The sequence below is a fragment of the Pseudorhodobacter antarcticus genome (assembly GCF_900110135.1).
Classification (GTDB): Bacteria; Pseudomonadota; Alphaproteobacteria; order Rhodobacterales; family Rhodobacteraceae; genus Pseudorhodobacter; species Pseudorhodobacter antarcticus.
On sequence record NZ_FOCO01000002.1, the window covers coordinates 142,480 to 163,507 of the forward strand.

Sequence of the window (21,028 nt, forward strand, 5' to 3'; positions counted from 1 at the left end):
CGGGGGGGCACCAAAACCGCGCTTTTTGGGGATGACCATGACCTATACGCCTGTTGACTATGACACCTATGATTTCGCCAACCGCCGCCATATCGGCCCATCGCCCGAGGAAATGGCCGCGATGTTGCGCGCGGTTGGGGCCGCCAGTCTGGATGCGCTGATGGATGAAACCATCCCGGCGTCGATCCAACAAAAGACGCCGCTGGGCTGGCCCGCATTGACCGAGCATGAGTTTTTGGCCAAAATGCGCGATGTGGCGGGGATGAACAAGGTGATGACCAGCTTGATTGGTCAAGGCTATTACGGCACCAACACGCCGCCTGCGATTCAGCGCAACATCCTTGAAAACCCCGCGTGGTACACGGCCTATACCCCCTATCAGCCCGAAATTGCCCAAGGGCGGTTGGAGGCGTTGCTGAATTACCAGACCATGGTGGCGGATTTGACGGGCCTGCCTGTGGCCAATGCGAGTTTGTTGGATGAGGCGACGGCGGCAGCGGAGGCCATGACCATGGCCGAACGCAGCGCGAAATCCAAAGCGCGCGGGTTTTTTGTGGACCGCAACTGCCATCCGCAAACGATTGCGGTGATCAAAACCCGCGCCGCCCCCTTGGGGATTGAGGTGCATGTGGGCGACCCGGCGGCGATGGATGCGAGCGCTGTGTTTGGTGGGATTTTTCAATATCCCGGCACGTACGGCCATGTGACCGATTACACCGACCAGATCGAGGCCTTGCACGCCTTCAAGGCGATTGCGGTGGTGGCGACAGATTTATTGGCGCTGACCATGATCAAGGAACCCGGTGCGATGGGGGCCGATATTGCGGTGGGGTCCAGCCAGCGCTTTGGGGTGCCGCTGGGGTACGGCGGGCCACATGCGGCGTTTATGGCGTGTAAGGATGAGTTGAAACGCGCGATGCCGGGGCGGATTGTGGGCGTGTCGATCGACAGCCACGGCAACATGGCGTACCGGTTGAGCTTGCAAACCCGCGAACAGCATATTCGCCGCGAAAAGGCCACGTCAAACGTGTGTACGGCGCAGGCGCTGCTGGCGGTGATGGCGTCATTTTATGCAGTGTTTCATGGGCCAAAGGGCCTGCGCGCGATTGCCGAACGCGTGCATTTTGCCACCGTGCGTTTGGGCCGGGCGCTGCGGGCGGCGGGGGCCAAAGTTTCCCCCGATGCGTTTTTTGACACCATCACGGTGGAGGTGGGGGTGGGCCAAGCCGGTATCCTTGCCGCTGCGCGCCATGAAGGGTTAAATTTCCGCAAGATCGGGCATGACCGCGTGGGGATTTCGCTGGACGAGACCACGGATGAGCGCGTGTTGATGCGGGTCTTGCGCGCCTTTGGGATTGACGGCGTGGCCCCGCACCGCGCGGAACTGGGGTTCCCTGAAGCGATGGTGCGGACCAGCGATTACCTGACCCATCCGGTCTTTCATATGAACCGGGCGGAATCGGAAATGATGCGCTATATGCGCCGATTGTCGGACCGTGATTTGGCGCTGGACCGCGCGATGATCCCGCTGGGGTCATGCACGATGAAGCTGAACGCGGCGGCGGAAATGATGCCGATCACTTGGCCGGAATTTGGGTCGTTGCACCCGTTTGTGCCGGTTGATCAAGCGCAGGGATATGCGTATGCGATTTCGGATTTGTCGGAAAAGTTGTGTGAGATTACGGGTTATGATGCCATGAGCATGCAGCCCAATTCCGGCGCGCAGGGCGAATATGCAGGGCTGCTGACGATTGCCGCCTATCACCGCGCGAATGGCGGGGCGGCGCGTGATGTTTGCCTGATCCCCACATCGGCGCATGGCACCAACCCGGCATCGGCGCAAATGGCGGGGATGAAGGTGGTTGTGGTGAAATCTGCGCCGAATGGCGATGTGGATTTGGATGATTTTCGCGAAAAAGCGGCGGCGGCGGGCGACCGGTTGGCTGCCTGCATGATCACCTATCCATCGACCCACGGCGTGTTTGAAGAAACCGTGCGCGAGGTGTGCCAGATTACGCATGACCACGGCGGGCAGGTTTATATTGACGGCGCGAACATGAATGCGCTGGTGGGCTTGGTGAAACCCGGCAAAATTGGCGGCGATGTGAGCCATTTGAACCTGCACAAAACCTTTGCCATTCCGCATGGCGGCGGTGGGCCGGGGATGGGGCCAATCGGGGTTGGCGCGCATTTGGCCCCCTATTTGCCGGGCCACCCAGAACAGACCGGGCTGGAGGAGGGGCCGGTTTCAGCGACACCTTATGGGTCGGCGTCTATCTTGCTGATTTCATGGGCTTATTGTTTGATGATGGGCGGGGAGGGGTTGACGCAAGCCACCCGCGTGGCGATTTTGAACGCCAATTATATCGCAGCTAGGCTGAACGGGGCCTATCCGATTTTGTTTATGGGCAACAAAGGCCGCGTGGCGCATGAATGTATTTTGGACACCCGCCCCTTTGCCGATGTGGGCGTGACGGTGGATGACATTGCCAAGCGGTTGATTGACAATGGGTTTCACGCGCCAACGATGTCTTGGCCCGTCACGGGAACCTTGATGGTGGAGCCGACCGAGAGTGAGACGAAAGCGGAGATTGACCGCTTTATCACCGCCCTTTTGGCCATCCGTGAGGAGATTAGGGCGGTGGAGGATGGCGAGATTTCGGCGGAGGACAGCCCGCTGCGCCATGCGCCCCACACGGTCAATGATCTCGTGGCCGAATGGGACCGCAAATACAGCCGCGAACAGGCCTGTTTCCCGCCCGGCGCGTTCCGGGTGGACAAATACTGGCCGCCTGTGGGCCGCGTTGACAACGTGCATGGCGACCGCAATTTGATTTGCACTTGCCCGCCGCTCTCCGATTACGCGGAGGCTGCCGAGTAATGGCGGACGGCGTCACGCTCGCCTGCATGACCTGCGGGCAGATGAACCGGGTGCCCGCTGCAAAACTGGCGGCGGGGCCGAAATGCGGGTCTTGTGGTGATGCGCTGGTCACGGGCCGGGTGGCGGAAATGGATGTGGCCGCCCATGACAAGGCCACGCGGGGCGATGCGCTGCCGCTGGTGGTGGATTATTGGGCGCCGTGGTGCGGGCCGTGCCGCATGATGGCCCCGGAATTTGCCAAAGCGGCCAAAGGGTTGGAGGGGCTTGCTCGCTTTGCTAAGATCAACACCCAAGACCATCCGAAAGTGGCGGACCGGTTGCGCATCCAAGGGATTCCCCTGTTGATTTTGTGGAAAAATGGGCGCGAAGTGGCGCGGCTGGCAGGCATGCGCCCGGCGGCGGACATTACGGAATTTGTGCGGACCAAAGGCGGGGTAAGCGGTGGAGTTTGATTTTGACGCGATCACGCCAGCGGTCGGGTACAAGCTGCTGACATCGACCATCCTGCCGCGCCCGATTGCCTGGGTGACCAGCGTGGGGGCGGATGGTGTGGTGAACGCGGCCCCGTTTAGCTTTTTCAACGCGATGGGGGCGAACCCGCCGACAGTGGCGCTGGGCATGGTGCGTGACGGGGTGCGGGGCTGGAAAGATACGCCGCGCAATATCCTTGATTCAAGCGAGTTTGTGGTGAATTTGGTGCCCGAAAACATGGCTGGCGCGATGAACGCCACGGCGATGGCGCTGCCTGCGGGGGAAAGTGAGATTGACGTGGCGGGGTTGCAGGTTTTGGCGTCCACCCGCATCGCGCCGCCGCGGATTGCGGGGGTGCCAGTGGCGTTTGAATGTCGGGCGATTTCAAGCGTGGTGACGGGGCCGATGCAGGTGGTGGTGATTGGGCGTGTTTTGGCGGCGCATATCGATGATGCGGTGATTTTGGATGCGGAGCGCGGCTATATCGACAGCCCGGCGCTGGGGTTGATTGCGCGGATGCATGGCGCGGGCTGGTATGCGCGCACCAGTGATTTGTTTCAGTTGGAGCGGCCTTGATGCGTTTGCTTTTTGCGATTGGCGTTGTGGGGTTGGTCGCAGGTGGTGCTGTGGCGCAAGACCGCGCGGGCGTGAATTTGGGTGCGGGCGTGGCGGTGCCGAAGGGTGTGGCGCAGCTTGATATGGCGCAGCGGTTATTTGCGCTGGCGGTGGTGCAAAAGGATGCGGTGCTGGCAGTTGCGGCGGCACGGTTGGTGGCGGGGGTGCAGATTTCGGGGGCCCAAACCCCGGAGCCTGCGATTGGGCCCGATCTGGGCGCGATGCTGGACACCGCGCGCGGGTTTGCCGGGGATGATGAAGGGATGCTGGGCGTGATTGACGGGGTCGCGGCAGCGGGTGCCTGGGGGCAGATTTCGGGGGCAGTGCGGCAAGCGGCGCTGGCAGAGGCGGGGGCTGCGGCGGTTTTCACGCAGCCGTTTTTTGGCGATGCAACCGCCGAGGTTGGGCTGTGGGGCGATGGTTTGGCCCCACTGGCCGTTGATATTACGGATGAAAATGGCAACGTGGTGCCGTGCCCCGTGCGCGCGGGGGCGGCGTTTTATTGCGCTTTTGTGCCATTGTGGAACGGTAATTTCACCGTGACAGTGACCAACGCGGGCACCGCCACGGCGCAATACGCGCTGATCACCAACTGATTATGTGTTGAATTTACCGCGCAGGGCATCGGCAAAAGGGTTGGCCGAAGGTGTGGCTTTGGGGGCGGCCTGCATTTGCGCGGGTTTTGGCGGGGATTTAGGCGCGGGGCCACGGGTATCGCGCCGTTCAGCCGCGTTTTCGCGCGCTTCTCCGCTGTCTTTTTTCATGGTCAGGGCGATGCGTTTGCGGGGCGCGTCCACTTCGACCACCCGCACCTTGACCACATCGCCAGCCTTCACCACCTCATGCGGGTCGCTGACGAATTTATCGGCCAATTGGCTGACATGGACCAAACCATCTTGATGCACGCCGATGTCCACAAACGCGCCAAACGCGGCCACGTTGGTCACAGTGCCTTCCAACATCATGCCGGGTTTGAGGTCTTTGATATCATCAACCCCATCGGCAAAAGTGGCGGTTTTGAATTCTGGGCGGGGGTCGCGGCCCGGTTTTTCCAATTCCAAAAGAATGTCTTTGATGGTGGGCAGGCCAAAGCGGGCATCGAAAAATTGCTGGGGGTCAAGGGCCGCGAGTTTTGGCGAGCCCATCACCTCGCGCAGGTCACGGCCGCAAGCGGCGACTATTTTTCGTGCGATATCATAGGCTTCGGGGTGGACGGAGGATGCATCCAGCGGTTCCGCGCCGCCTGTGATGCGCAAAAACCCTGCGGCCTGTTCAAACACTTTGGGGCCAAGCCGCGCCACTTTCAGCAGGTCACGGCGTTTGGCAAAGGGGCCGTTGGCATCGCGGTGGGCCACAATCGCCTCGGCCAAACCCGGCCCCACGCCGGACACACGGGCGAGCAAGGGGGCGGAGGCGGTGTTCAAATCGACGCCAACTGCGTTCACCGCATCCTCGACCACCGCCTCTAGGCTTCGGCCCAAACGGTGTTGGTCCACGTCATGCTGGTACTGGCCCACGCCAATCGCCTTTGGTTCGATTTTGACAAGTTCGGCTAGCGGATCTTGCAGGCGGCGGGCAATGGAGACGGCCCCGCGGATGGATACGTCCAAATCGGGGAATTCTTTTGATGCGAGTTCAGACGCGGAATAGACGGACGCGCCCGCCTCGGACACGATGACCTTGGTGGGTTTTTTGGCAGTGGCCGGCAGGTGCGCCAGCAGGTCCGCGACCATTTTTTCCGTCTCGCGGCTGGCTGTGCCGTTGCCGATGGCGATCAACCCCACGCCGTGTTTGCCGATCAGCTGCGCGATGGTGACTTGCGCGCCGCGCAGATCGTTTTTGGGCTGGAACGGATAGACGGTGTCATAACCAAGCAGCTTGCCCGTGGCATCAATCACGCACACCTTGACCCCGGTGCGGATGCCCGGATCGAGGCCCATGGTGGCGCGGCCCCCCGCAGGGGCGGCGAGGAGGAGGTCCTTGAGGTTGCGGGCGAAAACGCGTATCGCCTCCGCCTCAGCCCGGTCGCGCAGATCACCCATCAGATCGAGGGTGAGGGAGGTTTTGAGCTTGATGCGCCATGTCCATGCGGCCACCTCGCGCAGCCAGACATCGCCTTTTTGCTGGCTGGCGGCGTTCAATGCGGCCCCGCAAGATGCCTCACAGGGTGATGTGCCGCGTGCAGCGTCAGAGTCCACGGCCAAATCCAGCGTCAAAAACCCTTCGTTGCGACCGCGCAGCATGGCGAGGACACGGTGCGAGGGGGCGGAATGCCACGGTTCGGAATGGGTGAAATAGTCGGAAAATTTGGCACCCGCAGCCTCTTGGCCCGCGACGACCGTGGCGGAAAGGCGGCCCACGGATTTCATGTGATTGCGCAGGCGGCCCAGCAATGTGGCATCTTCGGCCAGCCCTTCGGCGATGATATCGCGCGCGCCCTCTAGGGCGGTTTTGGTGTCGGGGACCTCAGCCGTTAGAAATTTAGTTGCCAATTCAAGGGGACCTTCGGCGCGGTTGGCCAAGATCGCATCGGCCAAGGGGCCAAGGCCATTTTCGCGCGCAATCATCGCGCGGGTGCGGCGTTTGGGTTTATAGGGCAGATAGATGTCTTCCAGCTCTGCCTTGGTCATCACCTTAACCAAAACAGCGGTCAGCGCATCGGTCATTTTGCCTTGCTCGGTGATCGACGACACAATCGCCGCACGCCGCGATTCAAGGTCGCGCAGATAGACCAGCCGTTCCGCCAAATTGCGCAGCTGCGTGTCGTCCAAGCCGCCCGTCACCTCTTTGCGGTAGCGCGCGATGAAGGGCACGGTGGCCCCACCATCCAGCAGGTCCACGGCGGCGCTGACTTGGGCCGCATTGGCGTTGATTTCCGTGGCGATAAGGCGGTTCAGGCGGGCGGCAAGATCTGGGGTCATGGGCATATCCGGCATAAGGGAAGTGCGACCATAGCCAGCCCGCGCGCCGGGGCCAAGACCTTAGATGAGGGGAATCAGCGGCACACCGCCACCGCAAGCGGCAAGGAGGGTGAGGACGGCGAGGGCGATGAGGGATTTCATGGTGGGATTCCTTATTGTTCGCGCCAAACTATGGATTTGCGCAGCGATAACAAGGGAAAGGGGGGATGGTACCACGTCCCCGGCTCGAACGGGGGACCTCTTGATCCACAATCAAGCGCTCTAACCTACTGAGCTAACGCGGCACTTGGGGGCGATTTAGACCGTGCCAAAGGTGATTGCAAGACCCTTTGGACCGCTTGCCCCGCGCATGGCTTCGGTTTATGCCGGAAAAAACCGGAATTTTGCGGCCGGGTTACAGGGGAGACATGCGATGGGTATCGACAAACAAAGCGAGTTGGCAGCGAATTTGCAGATTGGGCCAACCAGTCTGGGCATGGTGCGGATTTATGTGGAAGGCGAGGGCGTGGATTTGCCTTTGGATTTCGACCCTGATGAGGCGGACGAAATTGCCGAGGAATTGCGCGCAGCGGCAGTGGCGGCCCGTGCCATGGGCGGCGGGGCAGGCGGTGGGGCAGGCGCAAAGAAAAAGCGTTAAATCCGCAGGCTGAGGTGATTTGGATCGCGCAACGCTTGCAGGCGCAGGGCAGCGGCGCGCGCGAAAATATGGGTGATGGATTTGCGGCGGGGCGGGGGCAGTTTTTGGTCAGGCCCCATGCGGATAATCTCAGCATCATAATCATCCGCGAAAATGAGGCCCGTGTCGGGGGGCAATAGGTCGGTGGGAAATTGCGTGTCCACCGCCCAGAAAAACCTGTCGCACCACGGCAGGTAGTTTTGCCATTTGCCGTCTGCCATAAAATCGGCGCGGCTGGATTTACATTCGACCACCCAAATCTTGCCTTTTGGACCCAGCGCCATGACATCGACGCGCAGACCGGGGGTTGGAATAACCTCCTCCAGACACACGAACCCGTGGGTGTGGAGGTGGCGGCAAGTGCCGCGAGCAAGGCGTTGACCGGGGGTGTTCATGATTTGAATTTTGAACGAAGCAGGAACATTTGGCAAGGGGGCGCGCGGATGGGCACTGGACGTTTGCCCGGTGCGTCCCTAGCTTTAGGTGCAAAGGAGTATCCCCATGACCAACCCGCTTTTGTCCGAATGGACCGCCGAATTTGCCCTGCCGCCCTTTGGTGCGATCAAGGATGATAATTTTATGCCCGCCTTTGACGCCGCCTTGGCGCAGGCGCGCGGCAATATTGCCAGCATTGCCACCAACCCCGCCGCCCCCGATTTCGCCAATGTGATTGAGGCGATGGAGCAGGCCGAAGCCACGTTGGACCGCGTGGCGGGCGTGTTTTACAACCTTGCGGGCGCCGACAGCACGCCCGCGCGCGAGGCGTTGCAACGCGATTTGGCCCCGAAGATGAGCGCGTTTGCATCCGAGGTGACCAACAACAAAGCCTTGTTTGCGCGGGTGCAAGCGGTGTGGGACGCGCGGGAGGGGTTGGGCACGGAGCAGTTGCGCGTGTTGACGCTGTACCGCCAAATGTTCATCCGGTCGGGCGCGCAGCTGGAAGGGGACGCCGCCGCGCGGTTGACGGCGGTAAAGGCTCGGTTAGCGGTGCTGGGGACTGCGTTCAGCCAGAATTTGCTGGCGGATGAACGGGCGTGGTTTATGGAAGTTTCGGAGGATGATCTGGAAGGGCTGCCGGATTTTGTGGTGGCATCGGCGCGGGCGGCAGGTTCGGAAAAGGGGGTTTCTGGGCCGGTTATCACGCTGAATCGGTCGTTGATTGTTCCATTCCTGCAATTTTCGCCGAAACGCGCGTTGCGCCAGCGCGCGTATGAGGCCTGGGTGGCGCGGGGCGAGAATGGCAATGCCAATGACAATCGCGCGGTGGCGGCAGAAACGCTGCACTTGCGAGAGGAACGGGCGAAGCTGTTGGGATATGCCAGCTTTGCCGATTTCAAGCTGGAGCCGGAAATGGCGAAAACACCTGCCGCCGTGCGTGATCTGCTGATGCGGGTCTGGGTGCCCGCGCGCGTCAAGGCCGAGGCGGACGCGGATGTTTTGACCGCGATGATGCAAGAGGACGGCGCGCCCGGCCCGTTGGAGGCGTGGGATTGGCGCTATTATTCCGAAAAACGCCGCAAGGCGGAGCATGATTTGGATGAGGCGGTTTTGAAGCCGTATTTGTCGCTGGACGCGATGCTGGGTGCGCAGTTTGATTGCGCCAACCGCCTGTTCGGGTTGGAGTTTCGGGAATTGTCGGTGCCTTTGTACCACGCGGACGCGCGGGCGTGGGAGGTGACGCGCGCGGGCCGCCATATCGCCGTGTTTATCGGCGATTATTTTGCGCGGGGATCGAAACGGTCGGGCGCGTGGTGTTCGGCGATGCGCAGCCAGCGCAAATTGGGCGGCGATGTGCGGCCCATCGTGGTGAATGTGTGCAATTTCGCCAAAGGGTCGCCTGCGCTGCTGTCATATGATGATGCGCGGACCTTGTTCCATGAATTTGGTCATGCGCTGCACCAGATGCTGTCGGATGTGACCTATGGGTTTATTTCCGGCACCTCTGTGGCGCGCGATTTCGTCGAATTGTCCAGCCAATTGTACGAACATTGGCTGGAAGTGCCCGAAGTGTTGGAAAAACACGCCCGCCATGTTGATACCGGGGCCGCGATGCCCGCCGATATGCTGGCGCGTTTGTTGGCGGCGGGGACATACGACCAAGGCTTTGCCACTGTTGAATTTTTGGCGAGTGCGCTGGTCGATCTTGCGTTCCATGAAGGGCCAGCGCCCGCCGACCCGATGGTGATGCAAGCGGAGGTGTTGGCCGAATTGGGCCTGCCGCATGCCATTCGGATGCGCCACGCCACCCCGCATTTCGCGCATGTGTTTTCGGGTGATGGGTATTCATCGGGCTATTACAGCTACATGTGGTCCGAGGTGATGGATGCCGACGCATTCGCCGCGTTTGAGGAGGCGGGGGATGCGTTTGATGCGGGCGTGGCCGCGCGGTTGGAAAAATTTATCCTGTCGGCGGGGGGGAGCCAAGACGCGGAGGCGCTGTATATGCAGTTTCGCGGGCGGATGCCGGGGGTGGAGCCGTTGCTGAAAGGCCGGGGGCTGTTGGAAGTGGTTTGATTTCGGGTTTGTCGCAAAAGCCGGGGGGCGTCAAAGCCCCCCGGACCCCCCGCAGGTATTTTTGCCAAGATGAAATCAGCGGCTTTTACGCAGGGTTGAAGGGGGATGGCCAAAAGCGCGGGTGAAAGCGCGGGTGAGGGTGGATTGGCTGGAAAACCCGCAGCGCAGGGCGATTTCGGCCAGCGGGTGGTGCGTGTCGGTGACAAGGCGGCGCGCGGCAGCAAGGCGCAGGGTTAGGGCGTAGGCGGCGGGGGATTGACCGAGCGCGGATTGGAACAGGGTTTCCAAGCGGCGGGGCGACAGACCCAAGGCGCGGGCGGTGGCAGCCATTGGTTCGGGGCTGTCCAGACGCGCCTCCCATCTGGTCAGGGCGTTTGCGATGCGCGGGTCGATGTGGGGACCGCTGGCAACCTGTTGCGGATTGCTGGCGGGTTGGGGCGTGGTGAGAAAGCTGGCGGCAACTTGGCGGGCCAGTGCAGCACCTTGGCGTTGCGCGATCAAGTGCAGCATCAGGTCATGCGCGGGCGCAGCACCGCCCGCAGTAAAGCGATTGCGATCAATCACATAGCGGTCGGGCAGCAAGGTTGTGTTGGGGTGGGCGGCTGCCATATCTTCAAAATCCTCCCAATGCACGGTCGCTTTATACCCGTCCAGCAGGCCTGCGCGGGCCAGCACCCAAGGGCCTGCATCAATGCCGCCGATCATCGCAAACCGCGGCGCGGCGCGGCGCAGGGCGGCGATCAATGGGCGCGTCGCCCCTTGGGTTTGTTTGAAGCCCGCGATGACAACCAAAGCATCGGCCCCGGTGGCTTGTTCGATTGTGCCGGAGGCAGGCAGTTCAATCCCGCAGGTCAGCGGCACGGGGCCACCATCGGGGCTAAGGATGCGCCAATTGTAGGCGGTGCTGCCCAAATGGCGATTGGCGGAGCGCATGGGGTCCAGCGTGCTTGCCACCTCTAGGATGGACGCTTGGGGCAGCACCAGCACCGCGAGGGTGAGGGGGGCGGTGGCAGGTGTGAAAATAGATGCGTATTGTGCCATGCATCCTTCGTAAATTGCAAAACAGGTTTTGCCAAGCGGGTTAAGCTGTTGGTTAAATCGAGGAGGAATCACCATGCCATTGCAAATGAACCGTGAGGTTTTCATCACTTGCGCCGTCACCGGGTCGGGTGGGTCGCAAGACCGCAGCCCGCATGTGCCACGGTCCCCCCAAGCGATTGCCGAAAGTGCGATTGCGGCGGCAAAGGCAGGGGCGGCGGTGGTGCATTGCCATGTGCGCGACCCCGAAAGCGGCAAACCCAGCCGCGACCCGGCGCTGTACCGCGAGTTGACGGAACGAATTCGGGACTCTGATACCGATGTGGTGTTGAACCTGACCGCAGGCATGGGCGGCGATTTGCTGTTTGATGGCACGGAAAAGATGGGCAAAATGGCCGCCCATTCCGACATGGCGGGGGCGGCCGAACGGGTGGCGCATGTTGTGGACTGCCGGCCCGAGATTTGCACGCTCGATTGCGGCACGATGAATTTCAACGAGGCCGATTATGTGATGGTCAACACCCCCGGTATGTTGCGCGATATGGCGCGGCGCATGGTGGCAAGCGGCGTGCGGATTGAAATTGAGGCGTTTGATACGGGCCATTTGTGGCTGGCAAAGGAGCTGGCGCGCGAGGGGATTATCCCGGCGCCAACGCTGGTGCAGCTGTGCATGGGGGTGCCATGGGGCGCGCCGGATGACCTTAATACCTTCATGGCGATGGTCAACAATGTGCCCACAGATTGGCACTGGTCGGCGTTTTCGATCGGGCGCAACCAGATGGCTTATGTCGCGGCCAGCGTTTTGGCGGGTGGCAATGTGCGCGTGGGGTTGGAGGATAACCTGTGGCTGGACAAGGGCGTGTTGGCGACCAATGCGCAACTGGTGGAACGCGCGGCGGGGATTATCACGGCGCTGGGCGCGCGGGTGATCACGCCTGCCGAAGTGCGCACGCGGTTGGGGTTGGAAAAGCGGGCGCCGATGGTGCGGTAGTCATCAATGGAACTTCTGTTTTTTCTCGCCTTCGTGTTTGTGATCGCCATGGTGATGCTGCCCTCATTCTTGCTGACCTTTAAGATGCAGGCGTGGCTGGGTCTGACCCTGGCTTGCGCGGTTGTGTTGGGGCTGTGTGCAGCGTCGGATCAGTTTTTTATATCGACCGTTGAGGAGCCTCGGGTTGCGTTTATCCTTGGCTTGGGCACGCTGTTGTTTGGCGTGGGTGGTTTGTGTGGCGCGATTGCCCGGGCGGTTATCCTTATCTTTCGCAGCATGGCGCGGCCGCTGGATGAGGAGCGCGTGATGCGCTGGGCGATTGGGCTGATGATGGCGGGAACCTTTTCGGCCCTGTGGATTGCGGGCTGACCCAAGGTGGCCCCCAAAGATTTTAAATATAAGGACAAAACATGACACGCAAAGCGGCGATTATTGGCGGTGGGGTTATTGGCGGTGGCTGGGCGGCGCGGTTTTTGCTGAACGGCTGGAATGTGTCGGTGTTCGACCCCGACCCGCAGGCCGCGCGCAAAATTGGGGAGGTGATGGCCAACGCCCGCGCCTCCCTTCCCGCATTATCCGACATTCCGATGCAGGCCGAAGGGGTGCTCAGCTTTGCCGATACCATCACCGAAGCGGTGCAGGGCGCTGATTACATTCAAGAATCTGTATCCGAACGGTTGGAGTTGAAGCACCGCGTCTTTGCACAAATCCAACAATCCTGTCCCGATACGTTGATCGGGTCGTCTACCTCTGGGTTCAAACCATCCGAGTTGCAGCAAAACGCGGCCAACCCCGCGACGATTTTTGTCGCCCACCCGTTCAACCCAGTGTACCTGTTGCCGCTGGCCGAGGTGGTGCCTTCACCCGCCAGCGACCCCGCAGCGATTGAGCGTGCCAAGGAGATTTTGCGCGAAATTGGCATGTTCCCGTTGCATGTGCGCAAGGAAATCGACGCCCATATCGCCGACCGCTTCCTAGAGGCGGTGTGGCGTGAGGCGCTGTGGCTGGTCAAAGACGGGATTGCGACGACCGAGGAGATTGATGAGGCAATCCGCATGGGTTTCGGGTTGCGCTGGGGCCAGATGGGGCTGTTTGAAACCTACCGCGTGGCGGGGGGTGAGGCGGGGATGAAGCATTTCATGGCCCAATTTGGCCCCTGTTTGCAATGGCCGTGGACCAAGCTGACGGACGTGCCGGAGTTTACGGAGGAGTTGGTTGACCTGATCGCAGGCCAATCGGACGCGCAATCAGGGCATCATACCATCCGAGAGCTGGAGCGTATTCGCGATGGCAACCTCGTAGGGTTTTTGCGCGCGCTAAAGGATCGTAACTGGGGCGCGGGCAAGGTGCTGCGCGAACATGACGAACGCCGCCGCGTGGCCTTCGTGGCCGCCCCCGCCACAGGCGCGCCGATGGTTATGGCGCGCATGCAGGTGTTGCCAAGCTGGATTGATTACAACGGCCACATGACCGAAAGCCGCTATCTGTTTGCGGCGTCTGAAACCTCGGACGCGTTTTTGCGCTTTATCGGTGCGGATATGGATTATGTGGCAACCGGGTTCAGCTATTACACGGCGGAAAGCCACATCATGCACAAGGGGGAGGCGAAGCTGGGCGACCATCTGACAGGCTCGGTCCAAGTGATCGCGGCGGATGAAAAGCGGTTGCATATTTTCATTGCGATTCAAAAGGATGGCGTGGATGTGGCAACCATTGAACAAATGTTGCTGCATGTGGATATGGCGGCTGGGCGCACGGTGGCGGCCCCTGCGGCCATCCTTGATCGTTTAACCCCTGTCGCCCATGCCCATGCGGGCCTTGCACGGCCCACAGCCGTTGGCCGCTTTACCGGGCAAAGGAATTAACCCATGCATTTTGGCCTGACAGACGAACAACGCATGATCATCGACACCACCCGCGCCTTTGTGGAGGCGGAGCTGTACCCGCATGAGGCAGCGGTAGAACGCACGGGGCACCTGCCGATGGAGGTGATCCGCGAGGTGCAGGCCAAGGCCATCGCGGCAGGCCTTTATGCGGCGAATATGCCGGAGGAGGTGGGCGGCGCGGGTCTCGATACCCTTACATGGCTGCTTTATGAACGCGAACTTGGCCGCGCCAATTACGCTTTGCATTGGACCTGCGTGGCGCGCCCTTCGAATATCTTGCTGGCAGGTAATGCAGAGCAACGCGAACGCTATCTTTACCCCTGCATCAAAGGCGAGAAATGGGATTGTCTGGCGATGACCGAACCCGGCGCCGGGTCCGACCTGCGCGGCATGACCGCCTCGGCGCGGCGCGATGGTGGCGATTGGGTGCTGAACGGCACCAAGCATTTCATCAGCCATATCGACATCGCCGATTTCGCGATTGTGTTTATGGCCAGCGGCGAGGAAGACACCCCGCGCGGCAAAAAGAAGCTGATCACCGCGTTTTTCGTCGACAAAGGCACGCCGGGGTTTCACGTCCGCGACGGCTATCGCAACGTCTCGCATCGCGGCTATTCCAACGGCGTGCTGGCCTTCGACAATTGCCGCATCCCCGATGCCCAAGTGCTGGGCGAGGTCCACAAAGGGTTTGAGGTCGCCAACGCATGGCTGGGCGCCACCCGCCTGCAAGTCGCCGCCACCTGCCTTGGCCGCGCCGACCGCGCGCTGGGCCACGCGGTGCAATACGCGGCGGAACGCGAACAATTCGGCCAAACCATCGGCAAGTTTCAAGGGGTTAGCTTCAAACTCGCCGATATGGCGATGGAGCTGAAAGCGGCGGAGTTGCTGACATGGGACGCCGCATGGCGGTTTGATGCGGGCTGCGTCACGGAGGCCGATATGTCGATGGCCAAGCTGAAAGCCAGCGAAGTGCTGGCGATGGTCGCGGATGAGGCGATCCAGATCCACGGCGGCATGGGCCTGATGGAGGATTTGCCCTTGGAACGCATCTGGCGCGATGCGCGGGTGGAACGGATTTGGGAAGGTACATCAGAAATCCAGCGCCATATCATCAGCCGCCAATTGCTGCGTGCCGTCGGCGGGTAGTCGTGCGGGCAACAAAAAAGCGGGGGGCTGTCTGCCCCCCCTTCGCGCTTCGCGGCGAATTCCCCCCCGAGGATATTTTTAAACAGAAAAAGTAACGGAGTGTTAATCTTGTTGCGCAAAAATGATGACGCGGTACAGGCGGGGACGCCGATGACCGTAACAGGAAAAGGCACCTTGTTCCTTCCACGAGGGCAAGGTGCTGACATCCTCTTTTTCTGTTTGAAAATATCCCGGGGTCCGGGGCAGCGCCCCGGCGCGTTGCCCAAAAACGTGGCTTTGATATGAAAGACCTGTCTCGCCTTTTGCGCCCGCAGTCTATCACTGTCCTTGGGTCAGTGTGGGCCGAAAATGTCGTTGTTCAATGCGTCAAAATGGGGTTTTCCGGGCCAATCTGGCCTATCCACCCCAGCAAACCGCATATCGGGGGCTTGAAGGCCTATGCCAGCATCGCCGACTTGCCCGCCCCCCCCGATGCGACGTTCATCGGGGTTAACCGCCATGCCACAGTCGATGTCGTGGCCCAGCTTGCGCAAATCGGGGCGGGCGGTGCGATCTGTTTCGCCTCTGGCTGGACCGAGGCGGGCGAGGCGGAATTGCAGGCTGATCTGGTTGCGGCGGCGGGCGTGATGCCGATTTTGGGGCCGAACTGCTATGGCGTGATCAACTACTTGGACGGTGCGCTCTTGTGGCCCGATCAGCATGGGGGGCGGCGGGTGGCGCGGGGCGTGGCGCTGCTGTCGCAATCGTCCAATATTGTGATTAACTTGACCATGCAGGCGCGGGGCTTGCCGGTGGCTTATGTGGCCTGCCTGGGCAATGCGGCGCAGGTGGGGTTGGCGGGTTTGGGGGCGGCGTTGTTGGCCGATCCGCGTGTTACGGCATTGGGCCTGTATGTCGAGGGGATTGACGATGCGCCCGCGTTTGCGGGTCTGGCGCAGGCGGCGCGGGCAGCGGGCAAGGGGATTGTCTGCCTGAAATCGGGCAAGACAGAGGCCGCACAGGTGGCAGCGGCGTCGCATACGGCGGCGCTGGCGGGGTGCGGCGCTGCATCCTCGGCGTTTTTACGACAGTCCGGGGTGGCGGAGGTTGCGACCTTGCCGGAGTTGTTGGAGACGTTGAAGATTTTTCACGTTCATGGGCCGCAGATTGGGCCGCGTTTGTGTTCGCTGTCGTGTTCGGGGGGCGAGGCGGGGTTGGTGTCCGATCTTGCGGGGCCGCTTGGCCTGTCGTTTCCTGCGCCAAGTGATGCGCAGCGCAGGGCTTTGGGTGATATCCTTGGCCCCATCGTGACCATTGCCAACCCGCTGGATTACCACACTTTTATTTGGGGCGATGGCCCGCGCACCACCGATGTGTTCACCACCATGTTGGCGGGGTATGACGCGGGCGTGTTTGTGATTGACCCGCCGCGCCCGGACCGGTGCGATCCTGCATCCTTTGCGCCTGCCCTTGCGGCGATTGAGGCGGCGGGGGCGGCGACGGGCAAGCCCGCGTTCCCCGTTTCCTCTTTGCCCGAAAACTTTGATGAAAGCCTTGCCACCGCGATGATGGCGCGGGGCACGGTGCCTTTGATGGGGTTGGAACCCGCCCTTGGGGCCTTGCGCGCGGCGCAAACGCCGCCGGGTCGGGGGGGGTGGCGGCCTTGGCCGTCGCGCAATTCGACCCGCGCTGGTTTGATGGATGAGGCGGCGGCCAAGGCGCTGTTGGCCGCGCAGGGTGTTGGCGTGCCGCGGGGCGTGTCGGCGGGCAGTTTGGCCGAACTGGCCCCTTTGACAGCGAGCTTAACCGCGCCCTTCGCCCTAAAAGGCCTTGGGTTTGCGCATAAAACCGAAAATGGTGTGGTGCGTTTGGGGCTTTATAACCTTAACGCGCAGCCCGAGATGCCGGGGGCCACAGGTTATTTGTTGGAGGAGATGGTGACGGGTGTGGTGGCAGAGTTGCTGATCGGGTGCAGGCGCGACCCGGTGTATGGCGCCAGCCTGACGATTGGGTTTGGCGGGGTATCCGCCGAACTGTTGGCCGACACCCAAACCTTGATCTGCCCCGTGGATGCGACAGAGATTGAGGCAGCCCTGCGCCGTTTGCGCCTGTTCCCTTTGCTGGACGGGTATCGCGGGCGGGTGCGCGGCGATATTGTGGCCGTGATCGACGCAGCACTGGCGGTGCAAGCCCTGTTGCTGGCGGGCGGTTTGGAAGAGATTGAGATCAACCCGTTGATGGTGCGCGAAAGCGGGGCTGTTGCGGTGGATGCGGTGATTTGGAAGGATATGGAATGATGCAGATGCGCACAGATGGCCCGATTTTGACGCGGGTGGACGGGGCGATTTTGGAGGTCACTTTGTCACGCGGCAAGGCCAATGCGATTGATTTGGCCACCAGCCGCCTGATGGGCGAGGTGTTTCGCGATTTCCGCGATGATGACGCGTTGCGCGTGTGTATCCTGCGCGCGGCGGGGGAAAAGTTCTTTTGCCCCGGCTGGGATTTGAAGGCGGCGGCGGATGGCGACGCGGTGGATGGCGATTACGGCGTGGGCGGTTTTGGCGGTTTGCAGGAATTGCCGCACCTAAACAAACCCGTGATTGCCGCCGTGAACGGTATTTGCTGTGGCGGCGGGTTGGAGCTGGCGCTGTCATGCGATCTGATCCTTGCCAGCACCACCGCGACATTCGCGTTGCCCGAAATCCGGTCGGGCACGGTGGCCGATGCGGCGTCCTTGAAGTTGCCAAAGCGCATCCCTTATCATGTCGCGATGGATTTATTGCTGACAGGCCGCTGGTTTGATGTGGAGGAGGCGCAGCGCTGGGGCTTGATCAAGGAGATTTGCGCGCCCGGCGATTTGCTGGCGCGGGCATGGGATTTGGCACGGCTGTTGGAAAGCGGGCCGCCGCTGGTTTACGCCGCGATCAAAGAGGTGGTGCGCGAGGCCGAAGCCATGCGGTTCCAAGACGGGTTGAACCGCATCACCAAGCGGCAATTTGCCACCGTGGACCGCCTTTACGGGTCGGATGATCAGCTGGAAGGCGCGCGTGCCTTTGCAGAAAAGCGTGATCCGGTGTGGCGGGGGCGGTAGGCCCGTGCTGCGCGTGTGACCAGCGTTTTTAGGTATTTGGACCAAGGCGAATGGGCAAGGCAATGCATAAATACGACGCCCGTGTGGTGTGGACGGGCAACACAGGCGCGGGCACGGCCAGTTACAAAGGCTATGCGCGGACATGGGATATTGCGGTGCCGGGCAAGCCAGTGGTGGCTTGTTCCAATGACCCGTTGTTGGGCGGCGATCCGACCAAGATGAACCCCGAGGATTTGCTGTTGTCCGCGCTGTCGGCCTGCCATATGTTATGGTATTTGCACTATGCCGCCGAGGCGGGCGTGGTGGTGACGCGGTATGAGGATTGCCCTGAAGGTGTGGGCGAGGTGGACAAAGGCGGCGCGGGGCGGTTTTTATCTGCGCAGTTGCGCCCGGTGATTTGGCTGGCGCGCGGTGCGGATGTGGATGTAGCGCGCGCGTTGCATGACCGTATCCATGCTGTGTGTTTCATCGCGCGGTCGGTGAATTTCCCCGTGACCTATGTGCCGCAATTTCACCTTGAACCTTAGGTGGTTTGCGACATAGTGCGGGGCAACGCGCAAGGCCTGTGGCCGCAGATAAGGGGGCCGCATGGCCGAGGTTGATTTTCTGATCGTCGGCGCAGGCTCGGCGGGGTCCGTTTTGGCGGAGAGGTTGAGCGCGGATGGCAAGCACCGCGTTTTGGTGTTGGAAGCGGGGGGCAGCGACCGCCGATTTTTCGTGTCGATGCCGCTGGGATATGGCAAGTTGTTTTACAACAAGGCCGTGAACTGGGCGTATGAGACGGACCCCGATCCCGGCCTTGGCGGCAACCGCGATTATTGGCCGCGGGGTAAGTTGCTGGGCGGGTCATCCTCCATAAACGCGATGGTTTGGGTGCGCGGACAGGCTACTGATTATGACGAATGGGGCGCGATTGGTGGCCCCGATTGGGGCTGGGACGCGGCGCGTGCGGCCTATAAGGCGATTGAGGACAATGAGGCGGGGGACGACGCGTGGCGTGGCACGGGCGGGCCGTTGTTCATTTCTGCCAACCGCGACGGGTTGCACCCTTTGGTGCGCAATTATCTGGACGCTTGTGCGGCTGCGGGCCTGCCCGAGACGCCGGATTTCAACGGCGCATCCCAAGAGGGTGCGGGCGTGTATCAGATGACCATCAAAAACGGGCGGCGCAATTCCACCGCCCGCGCGTTTTTGCGCCCCGCCATGTCGCGCCCGAATTTGGAAGTGTGGACCCGCACCCATGTCACCCGCGTAGTGTTTGAAGGCAAGCGCGCGATCGGGGTGGAGGTGGTGCGCGGCGGCAAGCGCGACGTGATCTTGGCGCGTGAGGTGATTTTGGCGGGCGGGGCGATCAATTCGCCGCAGCTGTTGCAATTGTCGGGTGTGGGGCCGGGGGCGCATTTAGCGGGGCTTGGGGTGGATGTGTTGGTTGATAACCCGCATGTGGGCGGCAACCTGAACGACCATCAAGGGTTGAATTATACCTATCGCATGACGGTGCCGACCTATAATGATGTGCTGCGTCCGTGGTGGGGCAAAGCGTTGGTGGGGATGCAATATTTGCTGCAAGGGCGCGGTGTGCTGTCCAAAAGCATCAACCATGCTGGGGGTTTTTTCCGCACCTCGCCAGACCTTTCGCGCCCCAATATGCAGCTGTATATGCAGGCGTTTTCCACCCTTGTGCCGCGCGTGGGCGAACGCCCTTTGCTGGCGCCGGACCCGTTTTCGGGGCTGTCGATTGGCCTGTCAAACTGCCGCCCCACATCGCGCGGCTGGTTGAAAATTCGCGCGAACGACCCGTTTGCGCCGCCGCAAATCGTGGGCAATGCGTTTTCCACCGATCATGACGTGGCCGAGATGTTGGCAGCGGTGAAATTCATCCGCCATATCGCCGCCCAATCCCCGATGGCACGTGTAATTGCCGAAGAATTGCGGCCTGGCCCCGCGGTCACATCAGACGCGGATTTGATTACCGATTTTCGCACCCGGTCGGGCACCGTGTACCACCCGTCCTGCACCTGCCGGATGGGCGATGTGGTGGACAACCGCTTGCGGGTCAAAGGGGTGGAGGGGCTGCGGGTTTGTGATGCATCGGCGTTTCCGAACTTGATCGCGGGCAATACGAATGCGCCTGCGATTTTGATGGGCTGGAAAGGGGCGGAGTTGATTTTGGCAGATCAGATGGGGTGATGCATCGCGCGCGATGCGCGAAGTAAGTAATTGATTATGTTTACTATGTTATTTTTTGTTTACCCTATCTTAAGGTTTGCATCGCAGTGACCTTCGTTTAGGCTGCCTAACGTCGGGCAAGTGGGACGGGCATGGTTGTGCCCCGCCATCCGTCGTAAATACGCCGGTCAATCATCTGACCGCGATGGCCGATAAGGTGGAAGATAAACACCTCGACAAGCCACATCGCAACAAGCCAAGCTTCATGGAGTTGCACCCCCGTCGGGGTGAATTTAGGGTCTTGGTGGGCTCTGTTGCACAAATCTCATGAGGGATTCATCTTGTGAATCCAGCATGGTAGCTGTGTGGTATGAGTAAACCCACACCCCTCGCCTACAAGACCAGGAACTGGTCCGCCTATAACGAAGCGCTCAAGCGTCGTGGCTCGCTGACGATTTGGTTCGATCCCACCATGACCTGGGAGGCTGCGCCGACCGGAAAACGTGGCCGACAGCCCGACTACAGTGACGCTGCGATCCAGACATGTCTGACGATGAAAGTACTGTTCGGCATGGCGCTGCGGCAGACGACGGGGTTTGTCGAGAGCCTCCTGCACCTGATCGACTTGGATTGGGCGGTGCCAAACTTCA

The 21,028-nt window shown here is 61.2% G+C and carries 18 protein-coding genes and 1 tRNA gene; 15 read left to right on the forward strand and 4 right to left on the reverse strand.

All coding sequences use genetic code 11. The annotated features are described in order from the left end of the window. Positions 1 to 37 precede the first annotated feature (37 nt). From gcvP to BMY36_RS01720, 4 genes are read left to right on the forward strand one after another with little or no spacing between them, the layout of a single operon-like run. The gene (gcvP, locus tag BMY36_RS01705; protein ID WP_050518828.1) at positions 38 to 2,881 is read left to right on the forward strand and encodes an aminomethyl-transferring glycine dehydrogenase; all 2,844 of its coding nucleotides are present in this window, start codon (positions 38 to 40) and stop codon (positions 2,879 to 2,881) included. Then, the gene (locus BMY36_RS01710) at positions 2,881 to 3,333 is read left to right on the forward strand and encodes a thioredoxin domain-containing protein (RefSeq protein WP_050518713.1); all 453 of its coding nucleotides are present in this window, start codon (positions 2,881 to 2,883) and stop codon (positions 3,331 to 3,333) included. The genes gcvP and BMY36_RS01710 overlap by 1 nt, the downstream gene beginning before the upstream one ends. Further along, positions 3,323 to 3,928 (forward strand): flavin reductase family protein, encoded by a 606-nt coding sequence (locus tag BMY36_RS01715; RefSeq protein ID WP_050518712.1) that lies wholly within the window; start codon positions 3,323 to 3,325, stop codon positions 3,926 to 3,928. Before BMY36_RS01710 ends, BMY36_RS01715 begins: the two co-directional genes overlap by 11 nt. Continuing rightward, positions 3,928 to 4,563 carry a hypothetical protein gene (locus BMY36_RS01720; RefSeq protein ID WP_050518711.1) on the forward strand — a complete coding sequence of 212 codons (636 nt, stop codon included), beginning with the start codon at positions 3,928 to 3,930 and terminating at the stop codon, positions 4,561 to 4,563. Before BMY36_RS01715 ends, BMY36_RS01720 begins: the two co-directional genes overlap by 1 nt. On the opposite strand, the gene BMY36_RS01725 is transcribed toward BMY36_RS01720, so the two are convergent. Further along, the gene (locus BMY36_RS01725; RefSeq protein ID WP_050518827.1) at positions 4,564 to 6,888 is read right to left on the reverse strand and encodes a Tex family protein; all 2,325 of its coding nucleotides are present in this window, start codon (positions 6,886 to 6,888) and stop codon (positions 4,564 to 4,566) included. 207 nt (positions 6,889 to 7,095) lie between these two features. Then, a tRNA-His gene (locus BMY36_RS01730) sits at positions 7,096 to 7,172 on the reverse strand. 128 nt (positions 7,173 to 7,300) lie between these two features. On the opposite strand from BMY36_RS01730, the gene BMY36_RS01735 reads away from it, so the two are divergent. Then, entirely contained in the window at positions 7,301 to 7,525 is a 225-nt protein-coding gene (locus BMY36_RS01735) for a DUF6324 family protein (protein WP_050518826.1), read from the forward strand. Here the strand turns inward: BMY36_RS01735 and BMY36_RS01740 are convergent. Beyond that, positions 7,522 to 7,959, reverse strand: coding sequence for an MmcB family DNA repair protein (locus BMY36_RS01740; protein WP_050518710.1), 438 nt, complete (start codon positions 7,957 to 7,959; stop codon positions 7,522 to 7,524). The genes BMY36_RS01735 and BMY36_RS01740 overlap by 4 nt on opposite strands. A 106-nt stretch (positions 7,960 to 8,065) precedes the next feature. Here BMY36_RS01740 and BMY36_RS01745 point away from each other — a divergent pair, with 106 nt between their 5' ends. Then, complete coding sequence (locus BMY36_RS01745) at positions 8,066 to 10,078, forward strand: M3 family metallopeptidase (RefSeq protein WP_050518709.1); 2,013 nt, start codon at positions 8,066 to 8,068, stop codon at positions 10,076 to 10,078. A 75-nt stretch (positions 10,079 to 10,153) separates the two neighbouring features. Here BMY36_RS01745 and BMY36_RS01750 read toward each other — a convergent pair whose 3' ends face one another. Continuing rightward, positions 10,154 to 11,119: a GlxA family transcriptional regulator gene (locus BMY36_RS01750; protein WP_050518708.1), complete on the reverse strand. Its 966-nt coding sequence runs from the start codon at positions 11,117 to 11,119 to the stop codon at positions 10,154 to 10,156. A gap of 73 nt (positions 11,120 to 11,192) precedes the next feature. On the opposite strand from BMY36_RS01750, the gene bcoG reads away from it, so the two are divergent. The 9 genes from bcoG to BMY36_RS01800 all read left to right on the forward strand — a co-directional run. Continuing rightward, complete coding sequence (gene bcoG / locus BMY36_RS01755; protein ID WP_050518707.1) at positions 11,193 to 12,107, forward strand: 3-dehydrocarnitine:acetyl-CoA trimethylamine transferase BcoG; 915 nt, start codon at positions 11,193 to 11,195, stop codon at positions 12,105 to 12,107. A gap of 6 nt (positions 12,108 to 12,113) precedes the next feature. Continuing rightward, positions 12,114 to 12,476: a hypothetical protein gene (locus BMY36_RS01760; protein WP_050518706.1), complete on the forward strand. Its 363-nt coding sequence runs from the start codon at positions 12,114 to 12,116 to the stop codon at positions 12,474 to 12,476. Positions 12,477 to 12,517: 41 nt separating this feature from the next. Further along, the gene (locus BMY36_RS01765; RefSeq protein WP_050518705.1) at positions 12,518 to 13,972 is read left to right on the forward strand and encodes a carnitine 3-dehydrogenase; all 1,455 of its coding nucleotides are present in this window, start codon (positions 12,518 to 12,520) and stop codon (positions 13,970 to 13,972) included. A gap of 3 nt (positions 13,973 to 13,975) precedes the next feature. After that, on the forward strand, positions 13,976 to 15,139 hold the full coding sequence (locus BMY36_RS01770; RefSeq protein WP_050518704.1) for an acyl-CoA dehydrogenase family protein: 1,164 nt from the start codon (positions 13,976 to 13,978) through the stop codon (positions 15,137 to 15,139). A 281-nt stretch (positions 15,140 to 15,420) separates the two neighbouring features. Further along, entirely contained in the window at positions 15,421 to 17,415 is a 1,995-nt protein-coding gene (locus BMY36_RS01780; protein WP_050518702.1) for an acetate--CoA ligase family protein, read from the forward strand. Next, positions 17,412 to 18,209 carry a carnitinyl-CoA dehydratase gene (locus BMY36_RS01785; protein WP_050518701.1) on the forward strand — a complete coding sequence of 266 codons (798 nt, stop codon included), beginning with the start codon at positions 17,412 to 17,414 and terminating at the stop codon, positions 18,207 to 18,209. Before BMY36_RS01780 ends, BMY36_RS01785 begins: the two co-directional genes overlap by 4 nt. Positions 18,210 to 18,271: 62 nt before the next feature. Further along, positions 18,272 to 18,736: an OsmC family protein gene (locus BMY36_RS01790; RefSeq protein WP_231579665.1), complete on the forward strand. Its 465-nt coding sequence runs from the start codon at positions 18,272 to 18,274 to the stop codon at positions 18,734 to 18,736. 61 nt (positions 18,737 to 18,797) lie between these two features. After that, positions 18,798 to 20,399 carry a GMC family oxidoreductase gene (locus tag BMY36_RS01795; RefSeq protein WP_050518699.1) on the forward strand — a complete coding sequence of 534 codons (1,602 nt, stop codon included), beginning with the start codon at positions 18,798 to 18,800 and terminating at the stop codon, positions 20,397 to 20,399. 349 nt (positions 20,400 to 20,748) lie between these two features. Further along, the coding region (locus tag BMY36_RS01800) for a transposase (RefSeq protein WP_175469229.1) at positions 20,749 to 21,028 on the forward strand (280 nt) is incomplete at its 3' end.

Coding starts and splice junctions, on each gene's coding strand:
- gcvP (WP_050518828.1), top strand. CDS start 38: ATGACCTATACGCCTGTTGACTATGACACCTATGATTTCGCCAACCGC.
- BMY36_RS01710 (WP_050518713.1), top strand. CDS start 2,881: ATGGCGGACGGCGTCACGCTCGCCTGCATGACCTGCGGGCAGATGAAC.
- BMY36_RS01720 (WP_050518711.1), top strand. CDS start 3,928: ATGCGTTTGCTTTTTGCGATTGGCGTTGTGGGGTTGGTCGCAGGTGGT.
- BMY36_RS01725 (WP_050518827.1), bottom strand. CDS start 6,888: ATGACCCCAGATCTTGCCGCCCGCCTGAACCGCCTTATCGCCACGGAA.
- BMY36_RS01735 (WP_050518826.1), top strand. CDS start 7,301: ATGGGTATCGACAAACAAAGCGAGTTGGCAGCGAATTTGCAGATTGGG.
- BMY36_RS01740 (WP_050518710.1), bottom strand. CDS start 7,959: ATGAACACCCCCGGTCAACGCCTTGCTCGCGGCACTTGCCGCCACCTC.
- BMY36_RS01745 (WP_050518709.1), top strand. CDS start 8,066: ATGACCAACCCGCTTTTGTCCGAATGGACCGCCGAATTTGCCCTGCCG.
- BMY36_RS01750 (WP_050518708.1), bottom strand. CDS start 11,119: ATGGCACAATACGCATCTATTTTCACACCTGCCACCGCCCCCCTCACC.
- bcoG (WP_050518707.1), top strand. CDS start 11,193: ATGCCATTGCAAATGAACCGTGAGGTTTTCATCACTTGCGCCGTCACC.
- BMY36_RS01760 (WP_050518706.1), top strand. CDS start 12,114: ATGGAACTTCTGTTTTTTCTCGCCTTCGTGTTTGTGATCGCCATGGTG.
- BMY36_RS01765 (WP_050518705.1), top strand. CDS start 12,518: ATGACACGCAAAGCGGCGATTATTGGCGGTGGGGTTATTGGCGGTGGC.
- BMY36_RS01770 (WP_050518704.1), top strand. CDS start 13,976: ATGCATTTTGGCCTGACAGACGAACAACGCATGATCATCGACACCACC.
- BMY36_RS01780 (WP_050518702.1), top strand. CDS start 15,421: ATGAAAGACCTGTCTCGCCTTTTGCGCCCGCAGTCTATCACTGTCCTT.
- BMY36_RS01785 (WP_050518701.1), top strand. CDS start 17,412: ATGATGCAGATGCGCACAGATGGCCCGATTTTGACGCGGGTGGACGGG.
- BMY36_RS01790 (WP_231579665.1), top strand. CDS start 18,272: ATGCATAAATACGACGCCCGTGTGGTGTGGACGGGCAACACAGGCGCG.
- BMY36_RS01795 (WP_050518699.1), top strand. CDS start 18,798: ATGGCCGAGGTTGATTTTCTGATCGTCGGCGCAGGCTCGGCGGGGTCC.